The following is a 14,363-nucleotide window of genomic DNA, read 5'->3' on the forward strand; positions in this document are numbered from 1 at the left end:
CCCCCCGGGCGCCCCCCGAAAAATATTTGGGCGCGGGGGGGCGGGCCCGGCCCCCCCGTCCCGTTCCAGGCAGCGGTAAGGCATGCAAGGACTGATCGATTCGCTGCTCCACTGGGCGCAGCTCTTCTCGTGGGGCGACCAGGGCTGGGGCGACGAGTTCGTCTGGGCCGCGGTGATGACTGTGCTGCTCTCCACCGCCAGCTACATCTTCGGAATCGTGGTCGGGCTGATCGCCGCCTGCCTCAAGGTCTGGGGCGGCTTCGCGCTGCGTGGGCTGATGGAGATCTACACCACCGTCATCCGCGGCGTGCCGGAGCTCTTGATCATCTATCTCCTGTTCTTCGGCAACGAGCGGGCGATCAACGCCATCCTCGGCGCGTTCGGCATCACCGAGCCGTTCCGGCTGAACGAATTCGCGATCGGCGTCTTCGCCGTCGGGCTGATCTCCGGCGCCTATGCGACCGAGGTGCTGCGCGGCGCCATCCAGGTCATCCCGCACGGCCAGATCGAGGCCGGCCGGGCCTTCGGCATGCATGGCTTCATGGTGTTCCGCCGCATCATCCTGCCGCAGACCATCCGCCTGGCGCTGCCCGGCCTGGGCAACATCTGGCAGCTGATCCTGAAGGACACGGCGCTGGTCTCCGTCGTCGGGGTGACCGAGCTGATGCGGATCAGCCAGGTGGCGGCGCGGTCGACGCGCGAGCCGTTCCCGTTCTTCATCACCGCGGCGGTGCTGTTCCTGGTCATCACCACGTTCTCGACCAAGATGTTCCGCAAGGCCGAGGCGCATTACGACCGCGGCGTGCGGCGGGCGGGCTGACCATGGATCTCGACCTGATCCTCGACACCTTCGGCCGGCTGCTCGGCGGTGCCCTGGTGACCATCCAGCTGATCGTGCCGGCGCTCGCCCTCGGCGTCGCCATGGCCATGGTGCTGGCGCTGATGCGGGCGTCCGGCAACGGCGTCCTGTCGCGCATCTCCCGCGGCTACGTCTTCGTGTTCCGCGGCACGCCGCTCTTGGTGCAGATCTTCCTGATCTATTTCGGGCTCGGCCAGTTCCGCCCGCTGTGGGAGGCGCTCGGCGTCTGGGACTGGCCGCTGCGCGAGGCCTTCCCCTGCGCGGTGATCGCCTTCGCCATGAACACCGCCGCCTACACCAGCGAGATCATCCGCGGCGGCCTGCAGGCCGTTCCATTCGGCCAGATCGAGGCCGCGCGCGCCTGCGGCATGTCGCGCTCGCTGGTGTTCCGGCGGATCACCGTGCCGATCGCCGTGCGCCAGGCGCTGCCGGCCTACGGCAACGAGATCATCCTGATGGTGAAGGCCAGCTCGCTGGCCTCGATCATCACCATCATGGAGATCACCGGCATCGCCAAGCAGATCAACTCGCGCACCTTCGCGCCGTTCGAGGTGTTCACCGCCGCCGGCATCCTCTACCTCGCCATGAACTTCGTGGTGGCGCAGGGGGTGCGGGCGGTGGAGTGGAAGCTGACCCCGCATCTGCGCCGGCGCAGCTGAACAGCTAAATCCGGCCCTCGGCTCTGCTAAGCTGCAGCGGATGTTCACCTTCACGCCGCTCCGCCCCGCCGACCTGCCGCGCCTGCGCCTGTGGCTCGCCATGCCGCATGTCCGCGCCTGGTGGGGCGATCCGGACGCCGGGATCCGCGAGATCCGCCGGCTGATGGCGTCGGACTGGGCCGAGCCGATGCTGGTCGCCTGGCAAGGCCGGCAGATCGGCTATCTCCAGGCCTATGACGCGGCCGCGGCGGTGCCCGGCGGCGATGCCGAGCCCGGCAGCTTCGGCATCGACCTGTTCATCGGCGAGCCGAGCTATGTCGGCAAGGGGCTCGGCACCGCCTTCCTCGGCGCCTACACCGACCGGCTGCTGAAGGGCGGGCGGGCGCTGCGCATCCTGGCCCGGCCGGCCCGCACCAACCACCGCGCCGTCCGCTGCCTGGAAGGGGCGGGGTTCCATCCGCTGGGCGACGATGGCGGGCCGGTCCTGCTGATGGCGAAGGATCGGCCGGGCCTTTAGGACAAGCCGGGAAACTGCCGAGTCGCGGTCCGGCGCAGGCGTGTTATGCTTCCTCAAAACCAGAACAATCGGGGAATCGCCATGAACGTTGCCCGTATTCTGAATGTGAAGGGGAATACCGTCATCCATGTCGCGCCGGACCTCCGGCTGACCGAGGTGGTGACGCTCCTGCGTGACAAGCGCATCGGCGCCGTGCTGGTCAGCGGCGACGGCCGCCACATCGACGGCATCCTGTCCGAGCGCGACGTCGTCCACCGCCTGGCCGACAGGGGGCCATCGCTGCTGGATGAGCCGGTCTCGGCCATCATGGTCCGAACCGTCATCACCTGCGGCCTCGACGACACGGTGGCGGAGTTGATGGGGATGATGACGCAGCGCCGCTTTCGCCACCTGCCGGTGGTGGACGGCCAGGGGCTGATCTGCGGCATGATCAGCATCGGCGACGTGGTGAAGGCGCGGCTCGACGAGATCGAGAGCGAGGCCGAGAGCCTGCGCGAATACATCACCACCAGCTGACGTGGCCGGCGCAGCGAAGCGGGAACTGCCGGACGGCAGGCCATGTTCTTGCGAGTGAACGTCCGCGCCGGCGCCGCCGGCCGGCCGGCTCACAAGAACGAGGTGCCCGACATGTTCGGCAGTCTGCTCCACTGGGCCGTGGTCTTCCTGATCATCGCGCTGGTCGCGGCCCTGTTCGGCTTCGGCGGCGTCGCCGGCACGGCAATGGCCGGCGCCAAGCTCCTGTTCTGGGTCGCGATCGTGGTGTTCGTGATCATGCTCGTCGCCGGGCTGCTCAGGCGCGGCTAGCGCGGCCGACCACCAGACGCGTCGACGGCCGGGCGCCCCAGGGGTGTCCGGCCGTCGTCGCGACGATTCAGGCCGCCTCGGTCTTGTCGGCCGGCGTCGCTGACAGACGCAGGCCCATCGCCTGCAGCACCCGCATGACGGTGCCGAGCTCGGGATTTCCGCCGCTGCTGAGCGCGCGGTAGAGGCTTTCGCGAGAGAGGCCGGAATCCTTGGCGATCTGGGTCATGCCGCGGGCGCGGGCGACGGTGCCGATAGCCTCGGCGATGAAGCCTGGATCCTCGGTCTCGAAGGCGGCGGTCAGATACTCCGCCTGGGCTTCCGGGGTGTCGAGATGGCGGGCGGAATCATAGGGGCGGGTCGCGGTCATTCCGGTTGCTCCTTGGCCAGGGCCTTGGCCCGCGTGATGTCCTTCGCCTGGGTGCTCTTGTCGCCGCCGCACAGCAGGATCACCGTCACATTGCCCCGCTGGGTGAAATAGACCCGGTAGCCTGGGCCATAGTCGATCCGCAGTTCGCTGACGCCATCGCCGACGGGTTTGGCATCACCGGCGTGCCCGGCGGCCAATCGATCGATGCGGACAGCAATGCGAGCGACAGCACGGCGATCTTCGAGGGGCGTCGATCCAGCGGGAGAATGTAGCGGTCTCGACGATCGAGCGCATAGTGCACTGTAGCTTGTGGGCTACGGATCGGCAAGACGCACATCGGCACGACAAGTGCATTCACGGCGAAAGTCGCCGCCGGCCTATCGAATGATACTATCGCGGAAGGGAGATGGTGGAGCTGAGCGGGATCGAACCGCTGACCTTCTCATTGCGAACGAGACGCTCTCCCAACTGAGCTACAGCCCCACGAATTCGAACCCGGGCGGTTGGGCATCCCGGCGAACGGCGCGGAATATCGTGCCCGCCTCCCGGCTTGTCAAGCGCCTGATCCGGCCACCTGTCGTTTTTCGGCGGCGGTCGTTTGAAACCTCGGGCGGCTCGGATATAAGGGGGCCGGGCCGCAGCCAGGGCGGCCTGATCGGCTCGCAGGCGGGACCATGACGGACTTCATCGGCCAAAAGACGGTCACCCTTTTCGGCGGCACCGGATTCGTCGGCCGCTACGTGGCGCAGATGCTGGCCCAGCGCGGCTGGCGCATCATCGTCGCCGCGCGCCACCCGGACCGGGCCCTGCCGCTGAAGACGGCGGGGGCGGTCGGCCAGGTCGTGCCGGTCTTCGCCGACATCCGCGACGACGGCTCGGTGGCGGCCGCGGTGGCCGGGGCCGACGCCGTGGTCAACCTGGTCGGCATCCTGTTCGAGCGCGGCAAGCAGCGTTTCGACGCCATCCATGGCGAGGCCGCCGGCCGCGTCGCCCGCGCCGCGGCGGCCGCCGGCGCCAGCCGTTTCGTGCAGATCTCGGCGATCGGCGCCTCGGCCGACAGCCCGTCTTCCTATGCCCGCACCAAGGCGGCGGGCGAGGCGGCGGTGCGCGCCGCCTTCCCGGGCGCGTCGATCCTGCGGCCGAGCGTGGTCTTCGGGCCCGAGGACGGCTTCTTCAACCTGTTCGCCAACCTCGCCCGCACGGCGCCGTTCCTGCCGCTGTTCGGCGGCGGCACCACGAAGTTCCAGCCGGTCTATGTCCAGGACGTCGCCGCCGCCGTGGTCGCCTGCCTGGAGCAGGACGGCGCCGCCGGCCAGACCTATGAGCTCGGCGGCCCGCGGGTCTACAGCTTCCGCGAGCTGATGGAGCTGACCCTGAAGCAGACCGGCCGCAAGAAGCGCCTGGTCTCGCTGTCCTGGGGCGTCGCGGCGTTCGAGGCGAAGCTGTTCAGCCTGTTGCCGAAGCCGCCGCTGACCCCGGACCAGGTGGTGCAGCTGAAGATCGACAACGTCGTCGGCGCCGGCGCGAAGTCGCTGGCCGATCTCGGCATCCAGCCGACCCCGGCCGAGCTGATCCTGCCGAGCTATCTCGACCGCTACCGCCCCGGCGGCCGCTTCGGCAACAGCCTGCTGGCCTGACCGGTCACCCCCCGGTCAGCGCCCGGGCCAGGTAGGGTAGGCTCTCATCCATCCGGTAGTCGACCGAGGAGTGGTTGTCCGGGAATTCCTCGTAACGGTGCGTCACGCCCAGCCGCTCCAGCGACCGGTGCAGCCTCCGGGCGCCGTAGACCAGGTTGAACTGGTCGATGTCGCCGCAATCGATGTACAGCGCCTTCAGCGACTTCAGGGCGTCGGCATGCCGATCGGCGAGCAGCGCCGGGTCCCATTCCAGCCAGTTGGCCCAGCGCTCCTCGATCAGCTCGCAGGTGTCGGGGTTGACCGGCAGCCGGATGCCGAGGAACTGCGACGGGTCCGGGTCGTAGGTCGCGGCCATCGCCAGCCACATCAGGATGTGGAGGTCGGCATCCTGGATCTTCTTCGCCTCCTCCAGCGCGGTGATGAAGCGCTCGATCGAGCCCTCGTGCTTGGCCAGCGCCCGCAGCACGTTCGGCATCTCCAGCAGATAGGCCAGCTCGAACGCCATGTCGCCGGAATGGCACGCGGCCGCGCTCCAGGTGTCGGCCCGGCGCATGGCGTGGATGATCGAGCCGTAGCCGCCGGAGCTCTTGCCGAACACGCCGCGCCGGCCCGGCCCGCCGCAGCCGAGCCGCCCCTCCACCGCCGGCAGCATCTCGTCGATCAGGAAGTCCTCCCACCGGCCCATGGCGGCGGAGTTGATGTACTGGTTGCCGCCGAGCCGGGTGAAGCAGTCCGGGAAGGCGATCACCACCGGCGGCAGCTTGCCCTCGGCGATCAGCCGGTCGGCCCGCTCCGGCACGTTCTCGCCGAAATTCTTCCAGTTGGTGTGGGCTGGCCCGCCGGCGGTGAAGCCGACCAGGTCGACCAGCAGCGGCAGGCCGCGCCCGTCATGTCCGGCCGGGATGTAGAGATCGACCCGCCGTTCATGCGGATCGCCCAGCAGGTTGTCCCGCAGCACCCGGCTGTCGATGGTCAGGCTCTCCAACTGCCCGCGCGGGGCGGTCCGGTTCTTGCGCATGCGTTCGCTCCCGTAGATTGTGCCGCCACCCTAGACCGAGTCTCGGTGGGACGCATCCCGGGCCGATCAGAACGGACGCAGCCGGATCGGCTCCAGCGGCAGGGTCTGGCCCGGCCTGACGAAGATGACGACGAAGTCGAAGGGCCGTCCGGTCACGCCGCGCAGCCGCTTGGCGACGCTGAGCTCGGTGCGCCAGGTGTCGAGCCCCTGGTACTTCGCCGCCTCGCCCAGGCACCAGTCGTCGTCCTTCAGGCAGATCACGGCCAAGCCACCGCGGCGCAGCCGGTCGGCGTCGATCCAGGGGGCGTAGGCCGAGGCAAAGGCGGTGAAGTCGGTCGGGTGGTCCGGGCTGTAAAAGGTGGCGCCCAGGGCATAGCTCTCGCTGCCGGCGACGACCGCCAGCGGGGTGCCGACCTGCTGGCGCCACAGTGCCGTCACCCGCTCGGCCACCAGCCGCCGCGGCTCGGCCGCGTGCTCGATGTCGTGCCGCAGGGTCCAGGCGCCGGCGAAGGGCGCCGCCGACAGCAGCAGCAGCCCGCCGATTCCGGTCAGCCGTGCCAGCCGGTGCAGCGCCGCCCGGTCGATCGCCAGCCGCAGCCAGACGATCGCCGCCAGCGGCGACAGGCTGAAGATCGGGATGGCGAACTGGGTGACGATCTTCACCTTGAAGGCCAGGGCGATCGCGACCGTGAGCAGGAAGGGGCCGAGGGCGAAGATCGCCAGCGCCCGGCGGTCGCCCGTGGATGGAACCGGAGGCCGATCCTCCGGCGTCGCCGTCCGGCCGCGCCGCCACAGCCAGGCCAGGGCGGCGCCCAGCAGCGCGTGCACGGCGACGCAGCCGGCGACGAAGATCCCGGCCTTGGCGAGGATCCTGAGCGTGTCGGAGTGGCTCTTGCTGGCCATGTACTGCAGCGGGCCGATGGCGGCGTGCAGGTGCCACAGCACATGCGGCGTCATCGCCGCGGCGAAGACGGCGAGCGCGGCATAGGGAGCGAGGCTGGCGAAGAACCGGCGACGGTCGGGATGGGCCAGCGCCGCGGCCAGGCAGCAGGCCAGGATGACGCCGCTGTAGTATTTCGACAGCATCGCCGCCGCGGCCGCCAGCCCAAGCATGACGGCACTCGTCAGGTCGCGCCGGTCGAAGGCGCGCAGGAACAGCAGCATCACCAGCGGCCACAGCGACAGCAGCACCGAATTGGCATTGAAGTTCAGCGACTGGACCGTGGCGAAGGGCAGGGCCTCCAGCAGCAGCACCGCCGCCAGCCGCGCCGGGCCGGACAGGTACCGGCCGGCGATGGCCCAGACCGCGGCCAGGCCGATCGCGGCATTGACCGAGGACAGCAGGTAGAAGGCCCAGTCGACGATCGGGAACAGGCTGAACCAGCCATGCACCACCCAGGCGTAGAAGGGCGGGTGCTTGTAGGTGCCGAGCGGCATCTCCTGCGCCCAGGAGAAGGCCTCGGTCATGTCGTTCTGCAGGTCCGACGGCGCCAGGTACAACAGGCAGAAGGCGGTCCACAACACGACATGCGCCACCAGCAGCAGCAGGAGGTCGCGGGTGTCGCTCTCGGAACGGCGGAGCGGGGCGCTGAGCGCGATCGACATGGGGCGAGGCAGGCAATGGAACCGGCCGTGCCGTTAGGCCCGGCCGGAGCCGGCGTCCAATTACCTCTTCGTATGCCGCCGGCCGGCGGGGTCAGATCTTCCCGACCTCATAGGCCGTCTCGTAGCCGCCGGGGACGGCGCTCTCGAGCAGCGGCTGGATCCGCGCCACATGCTCGGTGAAGCGCGGGTCCTGGCGGAAGCGCTGGGCGTCCTCGACGGTCTCGAAGGCGGTCACCAGCACCACTCTGCGGCCGTCGAGCGACCGGAACAGCCGGCCGCCGCGCAGCCCCTCGACCTGGCCGCGCACCCGGTGGTGCTGGGCCAGTTGCAGCTCCATGAACTCCTCGAACCGGTCGGGCTTCGGCGTGATCACGCTGATCGAGACATAGGGCTTGGTCATGGTGGGCTCCGGATGAAGGAGCTCCCCTGCTAAAGGTTCAAGCGAGCTTGAGGTCAAGGCTGGTTTTGAGTGCCGGCAGCCAGGAGGCTGGAACAAGCGGTGCGTGACGGCTGCATCAAGCGACATGATTCGCCGATAGTTCCGGATCGGTATCAATATTCTTGAAACAATCGTGCCGAAATGCTGCTCTATCTGCGAATGGCTCTTAACAACGCGAAATTAGTCAACAAATATGACCTAATCGCGAAAAACTGCTCGCCATGGATTTCCGAATTCCGTAAATGTCGCGTGGCCTCGCCGCTGCGGGGTTGTTCGACTCCGCGTGACGAGGGGCCGCCCATGGCGACGAAGATGCTGCAGTTCGTGAAGACCGCCGGCGAGATGCCGTCGAAACGCGCTGCCGAGACTCGCCGGCACGACTGGCTCGAGGTCTACGGGCCCTATGTCCGGCAGAAGGCCGAGGAGCAGTCGTCGCGCTGCTCGCAATGCGGCGTGCCGTTCTGCCAGGTGCATTGCCCGCTGCACAACAACATCCCGGACTGGCTGAAGCTGACCGCGGAGGGCCGGCTCGAGGAGGCCTACGAGATCTCCTCGGCCACCAACTCGATGCCCGAGATCTGCGGCCGGATCTGCCCGCAGGATCGGCTGTGCGAGGGCAACTGCGTGATCGAGCAGTCGGGCCACGGCGCCGTCACCATCGGCTCGATCGAGAAGTACATCACCGACACCGCCTGGGCCGAGGGCTGGGTGAAGCCGCCCGTACCGCTGCGCGAGCGCGCCGAATCCGTCGGCATCATCGGCGCCGGCCCGGCCGGCATCGCCGCGGCCGAGCAGCTGCGCCGCCTCGGCTACCAGGTCCATCTCTACGACCGCTACGACCGGGTCGGCGGGCTGCTGATCTACGGCATCCCCAGCTTCAAGCTGGAGAAGGAGGTCGTCGCCCGCCGGGCGCAGTGGCTGGCCGATGCCGGCATCACCCTGCACCTGAACTTCGAGGTCGGCCGCGACGCCACGCTGCAGGAGCTGCGGTCGCGCCACGATTCGGTGCTGATCGCCACCGGCGTCTACAAGGCGCGCGACTTCCAGGCCCCGGGCTCCGGCCTCAAGGGCATCGTCGCCGCGCTCGACTACCTCACCGCCTCGAACCGCACCGGCCTCGGCGACGACGTGCCCGAGTTTGCCGACGGCACGCTGAACGCCGCCGGCAAGCGGGTGGTGGTGATCGGCGGCGGCGACACGGCGATGGACTGCGTCCGCACCGCGGTGCGCCAGGGCGCCGTCTCGGTGAAGTGCCTGTACCGCCGCAACCGCGCCAACATGCCGGGCAGCCAGCGCGAGGTGCACAATGCCGAGGAGGAGGGCGTCGAGTTCGTCTGGCAGGCGGCGCCGGAAGCGTTCCTGGGCGACGGCATCGTCACCGGCGTGCGCGCCCATTCGATCCATCTCGGCGTCGCCGACGCCACCGGCCGGCAGAGCCCGGTGGTGATCGAGGGATCGGCCCACACCATCGAGGCCGACCTGGTGGTCAAGGCGCTGGGCTTCGACCCCGAGGACCTGCCGACCCTGTTCGACGCGCCGGGCCTGCCGGTGACCAAATGGGGCACGGTCCGGGTCGACCACAAGACCATGATGACCGCGGTCGACGGCATCTTCGCCGCCGGCGACATCGTCCGCGGCGCCAGCCTCGTCGTCTGGGCCATCCGCGACGGCCGCGACGCCGCCGCCGCCATCCACAGCCATCTCGCCGCCAAGGCCGCCGTTCCGGCGGTCGCGGCGGAATGACGCCAGCCGGAAGGAGCCAGCTCATGAGCCAGTTTGAGAAGTCCCCCGGCCAACGCTTCGTCGAGGAATACGACGCCAATGTCGCCCGGCTGATCGAGGCCCATGCCTATGACCCGGCGGAGGAGCATGATGCCTGCGGCGTCGGCTTCATCGCCACGCTGGACGGCAAGCCGCGGCGCGAGGTGGTGCAGGCCGGCATCGACGCGCTGAAGGCGGTGTGGCACCGCGGCGCGGTCGACGCCGACGGCAAGACCGGCGACGGCGCCGGCATCCATGTCCAGATCCCGCAGCAGTTCTTCCACGAGCATGTCGAGCGCGTCGGCCACCGGCCGATGCCGGGCGTGATCGCGGTCGGCCAGGCCTTCCTGCCGCGCACCGACCTGGAGGCGCAGGAGAAGTGCCGCTGCCTGGTCGAGGGCGAGATCCTCAGCTTCGGCTACTACATCTACGGCTGGCGCCAGGTGCCGATCGACGTCGCCATCATCGGCGAGAAGGCGAATGCCGCCCGGCCGGAGATCGAGCAGATCATGATCGCCAACCCCAAGGGGGTGCCGGAGGAGCAGTTCGAGCGCGACCTCTACGTCATCCGGCGGCGGATCGAGAAGGCGGCTCAAGGTGCGGGCATCGCCGATTTCTACCTGTGCTCGCTGTCCTGCCGGTCGATCATCTACAAGGGCATGTTCCTGGCGGCGCAGCTGACCGCCTTCTACCCGGACCTGCTGGACGAGCGCTTCGTCTCCAACTTCGCGATCTACCACCAGCGCTATTCGACCAACACCTTCCCGACCTGGCGCCTGGCCCAGCCCTTCCGCATGCTCGCCCACAACGGCGAGATCAACACGCTGAAGGGCAACAGCAACTGGATGCGCGCGCATGAGACGCGCATGGCCAGCCCGGTGTTCGGCGACGCGATCGAGGACATCAAGCCGGTGATCCAGGGCGGCAGCTCGGATTCGGCGGCGCTCGACGCGGTGTTCGAGGTGATGGTCCGCGCCGGCCGCAATGCGCCGATGGTCAAGGCGATGCTGGTGCCGGAGGCGACCCCGGCCGACGCCGACATCCCGCCGGCGCACCGCGCCTTCGTCAGCTATTGCAACGCGGTGATGGAGGCCTGGGACGGCCCGGCCGCGCTGGCGATGTATGACGGCCGCTGGGTGATGGGCGGCATGGACCGCAACGGCCTGCGGCCGATGCGCTACACCATCACCAATGACGGGCTGCTGATCGCGGGGTCGGAGGCCGGGATGGTCCGGCTCGAGGACAGCCGAATCATCGAGCGGGGGCGGCTCGGCCCCGGCCAGATGCTGGCCGTCGACCTGCAGGAAGGCCGCCTGTACCACGACCGCGAGATCAAGCAGGTGCTGGCCTCGAAGCAGCCGTACCAGGACTGGACCAAGCGGATCAAGGTGATCGACGGGCTGATCCGCGCCGGCGGCGAGGACACCGGCGCGGCGATGCCGCGCGAGGAGCTGCGCCGCCGCCAGGTCGCCATGAACATCACCATGGAAGACCTGGAGCTCATCCTGCATCCGATGGTGGAGGACGCGAAGGAGGCGGTGGGGTCGATGGGCGACGACACGCCGATCGCCATCCTGTCCGACCTGAACCGGCCGCTGCACCACTTCTTCCGGCAGAATTTCAGCCAGGTCACCAACCCGCCGATCGACAGCTTGCGCGAGCGGCGGGTGATGAGCCTGCGCACCCGGCTGGGCAACCTGGGCAACATCCTCGACGAGGATGCCAGCCAGTGCGACCTGCTGCAGCTGGACAGCCCGGTGCTGACCAACGCCGAATACGAGGCGATGCGCGCCTATATGGGCGCGACCGCGGCGGAGATCGACTGCACCTTCGACCGCGAGGGCGGCGAGCAGGGGCTGCGCGACGCGCTGCGCCGGGTCTGCCGCGAGGCCGAGGACGCGGTGCGCGGCGGCGCCACCCATATCGTCCTGACCGACCAGCATGTCGGGCCGGACCGGGTGGCGATCCAGATGATCCTGGCCACCGGCGCGGTCCACACTCACCTGATCCGCCAGTCGCTGCGCACCTTCACCTCGCTGAACGTGCGGTCGATGGAATGCGTCGACGTGCATCATTTCGCGGTGCTGATCGGCGTCGGCGCCACCACGGTGAACGCCTATCTGGCGCAGGAGGCGATCGCCGACCGCCAGCGCCGCGGCCTGTTCGGCGACCTGTCGCTTGACGCCTGCATGAAGCGCTACCGCCAGGCGGTGGATGACGGTCTGCTGAAGATCATGTCCAAGATGGGCATCTCGGTGATCTCGTCCTATCGCGGCGGCTGCAACTTCGAGGCGGTCGGCCTGTCGCGCTCGCTCGTCGCCGAGTACTTCCCGGGCATGCCCAGCCGCATCTCCGGCCTCGGCATGGCCGGCCTTCAGATGAAGGCGATCGAGATGCACGAGGCGGCGTGGAACAGCAACGTCGTCACCCTGCCGGTCGGCGGCTTCTACCGCTACCGCCAGGGGCAGGAGCGTCACGCCTGGGAAGGGCGGATGATCCACATGCTGCAGCAGGCGGTGGCGACCGACAGCTACTCGCTGTACCGCAAGTATTCCGACATGATCCGGCACCAGGCGCCGGTGGCGCTGCGCGACCTGCTGGACTTCGTGCCGGTGCGCGAGTCGGTCTCGATCGACGAGGTCGAGAGCATCACCGAGATCCGCAAGCGCTTCATCACCCCCGGCATGTCGCTGGGCGCGCTGAGCCCGGAGGCGCATGGCACGCTGAACGTCGCCATGAACCGGATTGGTGCCCGGTCCGACAGCGGCGAGGGCGGCGAGGACCCGGCCCGGTTCCGCCCGGACAAGAACGGCGACAATTGGAACTCCGCGATCAAGCAGGTCGCCTCGGGCCGCTTCGGCGTCACCGCGGAGTACCTGAACCAGGCGCGTGAGCTGGAGATCAAGGTCGCCCAGGGCGCCAAGCCCGGCGAGGGCGGCCAGCTGCCCGGCTTCAAGGTGACGGTGGAGATCGCCAAGCTGCGCCACGCCACGCCGGGCGTGATGCTGATCAGCCCGCCGCCGCACCACGACATCTACTCGATCGAGGACCTGGCCCAGCTCATCTACGACCTGAAGCAGATCAACCCGGACGCCAAGGTCACGGTCAAGCTGGTCAGCCGCACCGGCATCGGCACCATCGCCGCCGGCGTGGCCAAGGCCAATGCCGACATCATCCTGATCTCCGGCCATGTCGGCGGCACCGGCGCCTCGCCCCAGACCTCGCTGAAATTCGCGGGCGTGCCGTGGGAGATGGGCCTGTCCGAGGTGCACCAGGTGCTGACCCTGAACCGGCTGCGCCACCGCATCCGGCTGCGCACCGACGGCGGCATCAAGACCGGGCGCGACGTGGTGATCGCCGCGATCCTCGGCGCCGAGGAGTACGGCATCGGCACCGCCAGCCTGATCGCCATGGGCTGCATCATGGTCCGGCAGTGCCACTCCAACACCTGCCCGGTCGGCGTCTGCACCCAGGACCCGGAGCTGCGGGCCAAGTTCTCCGGCTCGCCCGAGAAGGTGGTGAACCTGTTCAGCTTCATCGCCGAGGAGGTGCGCGAGATCCTGGCCCAGCTCGGCTACCGCTCGATCAACGAGATCGTCGGCCGGACGGAGCTGCTGCGCCAGGTCAGCCGCGGCGCCGCCCATCTCGACGACCTCGACCTCAACCCGCTGCTGGCCAAGGCCGATCCGGGCGAGCATGCGATGTATTGCACACTCGAGGGCCGCAACCCGGTGCCGGACACGCTGGACGCGCAGATGATCGCCGACGCCCGGCCGCTGTTCGAACTCGGCGAGAAGACCCAGCTGACCTACTCGATCCGCAACACCCACCGCGCGGTGGGGACGCGGATGTCCTCGATGATCACCCGCAAGTTCGGCATGACCGGGCTGCAGCCGGGCCATGTCACGGTGCGGCTGCGCGGCAATGCCGGCCAGTCGCTCGGCGCCTGGGCGGTGCAGGGGCTGAAGCTGGAGGTGTTCGGCGACGCCAACGACTATGTCGGCAAGGGCCTGTCCGGCGGCACCATCGTGGTCCGGCCCTTCGCGGCGTCGACCTTGAAGACCAACGAGAACACCATCATCGGCAACACGGTGCTGTACGGCGCCACCGCGGGCCGGCTGTTCGCCGCCGGCCAGGCGGGGGAACGCTTCGCGGTGCGCAACTCCGGCGCCACGGTGGTGGTCGAGGGCTGCGGCTCGAATGGCTGCGAGTACATGACCGGCGGCACCGCCGTGATCCTGGGCCCGGTCGGCGACAACTTCGCGGCCGGCATGACCGGGGGCATGGCCTTCGTCTACGACGCCGACGGCAGCTTCGCCCGCCGGGCCAATCCGGAGAGCGTGCTGTGGCAGCGGGTCGAGACCCGGCACTATGACGACCAGCTGCGCGCACTGATCGCCGAGCATGTGCGCGAGACCCAGAGCGCTTGGGCTGCCTCGATCCTGCACGACTGGCCGATCGAGCGGTCGAAGTTCTGGCAGGTGGTGCCGAAGGAGATGGTGTCGCGGCTGCAGCACCCGATCCACGGCGAGGATGAGGCGCTGCGGATCCCGGCGGAGTAGAGCCTGTTCGATAATGCTACTGGTGCGGTCGTCTGATGGCGGTTTCTCCGCTTCCGGTGCTCACGGACTTAACGTCCGCTGCGCGCCGGTTCTCGAAACCACCACCAGCCGACTCACACCAGCGCATTCTCAAAC

The 14,363-nt window shown here is 68.9% G+C and carries 13 protein-coding genes and 1 tRNA gene; 8 read left to right on the top strand and 6 right to left on the bottom strand.

All coding sequences use genetic code 11. The features are described 5' to 3' along the window. Window positions 1-82 precede the first annotated feature (82 nt). From AAHM41_RS10235 to AAHM41_RS10255, 5 genes are all read left to right on the top strand, one after another. Window positions 83-820, top strand: a complete 738-nt coding sequence (locus AAHM41_RS10235; RefSeq protein WP_342236431.1) for an ABC transporter permease — start codon at window positions 83-85, stop codon at window positions 818-820. Between the two features lie 2 nt (window positions 821-822). Beyond that, a complete protein-coding gene (locus AAHM41_RS10240) occupies window positions 823-1,518 on the top strand; it encodes an ABC transporter permease (protein ID WP_342236432.1) in 696 nt (231 codons plus the stop codon). A gap of 40 nt (window positions 1,519-1,558) precedes the next feature. Continuing rightward, on the top strand, window positions 1,559-2,035 hold the full coding sequence (locus AAHM41_RS10245) for a GNAT family N-acetyltransferase (RefSeq protein ID WP_342236433.1): 477 nt from the start codon (window positions 1,559-1,561) through the stop codon (window positions 2,033-2,035). Between the two features lie 81 nt (window positions 2,036-2,116). Then, window positions 2,117-2,551 carry a CBS domain-containing protein gene (locus AAHM41_RS10250; protein ID WP_342236434.1) on the top strand — a complete coding sequence of 145 codons (435 nt, stop codon included), beginning with the start codon at window positions 2,117-2,119 and terminating at the stop codon, window positions 2,549-2,551. 42 nt (window positions 2,552-2,593) lie between these two features. Further along, on the top strand, window positions 2,594-2,839 hold the full coding sequence (locus AAHM41_RS10255) for a DUF1328 domain-containing protein (RefSeq protein ID WP_446719440.1): 246 nt from the start codon (window positions 2,594-2,596) through the stop codon (window positions 2,837-2,839). 67 nt (window positions 2,840-2,906) lie between these two features. Here AAHM41_RS10255 and AAHM41_RS10260 read toward each other — a convergent pair whose 3' ends face one another. The 3 genes from AAHM41_RS10260 to AAHM41_RS10270 all read right to left on the bottom strand — a co-directional run bounded on the left by AAHM41_RS10260 (window position 2,907) and on the right by AAHM41_RS10270 (window position 3,689). Then, window positions 2,907-3,206 carry an addiction module antidote protein gene (locus AAHM41_RS10260; RefSeq protein ID WP_342236435.1) on the bottom strand — a complete coding sequence of 100 codons (300 nt, stop codon included), beginning with the start codon at window positions 3,204-3,206 and terminating at the stop codon, window positions 2,907-2,909. Further along, window positions 3,203-3,403, bottom strand: coding sequence for a type II toxin-antitoxin system RelE/ParE family toxin (locus tag AAHM41_RS10265; protein WP_342236436.1), 201 nt, complete (start codon window positions 3,401-3,403; stop codon window positions 3,203-3,205). The genes AAHM41_RS10260 and AAHM41_RS10265 overlap by 4 nt, the downstream gene beginning before the upstream one ends. Before the next feature lie 210 nt (window positions 3,404-3,613). Continuing rightward, window positions 3,614-3,689 (bottom strand) — tRNA-Ala (locus tag AAHM41_RS10270). Between the two features lie 191 nt (window positions 3,690-3,880). On the opposite strand from AAHM41_RS10270, the gene AAHM41_RS10275 reads away from it, so the two are divergent. Beyond that, window positions 3,881-4,843 carry a complex I NDUFA9 subunit family protein gene (locus tag AAHM41_RS10275; protein WP_342236437.1) on the top strand — a complete coding sequence of 321 codons (963 nt, stop codon included), beginning with the start codon at window positions 3,881-3,883 and terminating at the stop codon, window positions 4,841-4,843. Window positions 4,844-4,847: 4 nt separating this feature from the next. Here the strand turns inward: AAHM41_RS10275 and AAHM41_RS10280 are convergent, their stop codons facing one another. The 3 genes from AAHM41_RS10280 to AAHM41_RS10290 all read right to left on the bottom strand — a co-directional run bounded on the left by AAHM41_RS10280 (window position 4,848) and on the right by AAHM41_RS10290 (window position 7,866). Then, window positions 4,848-5,861 carry an alpha/beta hydrolase gene (locus AAHM41_RS10280; protein WP_342236438.1) on the bottom strand — a complete coding sequence of 338 codons (1,014 nt, stop codon included), beginning with the start codon at window positions 5,859-5,861 and terminating at the stop codon, window positions 4,848-4,850. Window positions 5,862-5,927: 66 nt separating this feature from the next. Continuing rightward, window positions 5,928-7,466, bottom strand: coding sequence for a glycosyltransferase family 39 protein (locus tag AAHM41_RS10285; protein ID WP_342236439.1), 1,539 nt, complete (start codon window positions 7,464-7,466; stop codon window positions 5,928-5,930). Between the two features lie 91 nt (window positions 7,467-7,557). After that, window positions 7,558-7,866 carry a putative quinol monooxygenase gene (locus AAHM41_RS10290; protein ID WP_342236440.1) on the bottom strand — a complete coding sequence of 103 codons (309 nt, stop codon included), beginning with the start codon at window positions 7,864-7,866 and terminating at the stop codon, window positions 7,558-7,560. 339 nt (window positions 7,867-8,205) lie between these two features. Between AAHM41_RS10290 and AAHM41_RS10295 the strand changes: the two genes are divergently transcribed. Both AAHM41_RS10295 and gltB read left to right on the top strand, forming a co-directional pair. Continuing rightward, window positions 8,206-9,648: an NAD(P)-dependent oxidoreductase gene (locus tag AAHM41_RS10295; protein WP_342236441.1), complete on the top strand. Its 1,443-nt coding sequence runs from the start codon at window positions 8,206-8,208 to the stop codon at window positions 9,646-9,648. Between the two features lie 23 nt (window positions 9,649-9,671). Further along, on the top strand, window positions 9,672-14,228 hold the full coding sequence (gltB, locus tag AAHM41_RS10300) for a glutamate synthase large subunit (RefSeq protein WP_342236442.1): 4,557 nt from the start codon (window positions 9,672-9,674) through the stop codon (window positions 14,226-14,228). The last annotated feature ends 135 nt before the right edge of the window (window positions 14,229-14,363 follow it).

This window comes from Inquilinus sp. OTU3971 (assembly GCF_038440215.1).

Bases quoted from the DNA above. Each gene is read 5' to 3' on its own strand.
- gltB (WP_342236442.1), top strand. From the start codon at position 9,672: ATGAGCCAGTTTGAGAAGTCCCCCGGCCAACGCTTCGTCGAGGAATAC.
- AAHM41_RS10275 (WP_342236437.1), top strand. From the start codon at position 3,881: ATGACGGACTTCATCGGCCAAAAGACGGTCACCCTTTTCGGCGGCACC.
- AAHM41_RS10245 (WP_342236433.1), top strand. From the start codon at position 1,559: ATGTTCACCTTCACGCCGCTCCGCCCCGCCGACCTGCCGCGCCTGCGC.
- AAHM41_RS10240 (WP_342236432.1), top strand. From the start codon at position 823: ATGGATCTCGACCTGATCCTCGACACCTTCGGCCGGCTGCTCGGCGGT.
- AAHM41_RS10235 (WP_342236431.1), top strand. From the start codon at position 83: ATGCAAGGACTGATCGATTCGCTGCTCCACTGGGCGCAGCTCTTCTCG.
- AAHM41_RS10285 (WP_342236439.1), bottom strand. From the start codon at position 7,466: ATGTCGATCGCGCTCAGCGCCCCGCTCCGCCGTTCCGAGAGCGACACC.
- AAHM41_RS10290 (WP_342236440.1), bottom strand. From the start codon at position 7,866: ATGACCAAGCCCTATGTCTCGATCAGCGTGATCACGCCGAAGCCCGAC.
- AAHM41_RS10260 (WP_342236435.1), bottom strand. From the start codon at position 3,206: ATGACCGCGACCCGCCCCTATGATTCCGCCCGCCATCTCGACACCCCG.
- AAHM41_RS10250 (WP_342236434.1), top strand. From the start codon at position 2,117: ATGAACGTTGCCCGTATTCTGAATGTGAAGGGGAATACCGTCATCCAT.
- AAHM41_RS10255 (WP_446719440.1), top strand. From the start codon at position 2,594: ATGTTCTTGCGAGTGAACGTCCGCGCCGGCGCCGCCGGCCGGCCGGCT.
- AAHM41_RS10280 (WP_342236438.1), bottom strand. From the start codon at position 5,861: ATGCGCAAGAACCGGACCGCCCCGCGCGGGCAGTTGGAGAGCCTGACC.
- AAHM41_RS10295 (WP_342236441.1), top strand. From the start codon at position 8,206: ATGGCGACGAAGATGCTGCAGTTCGTGAAGACCGCCGGCGAGATGCCG.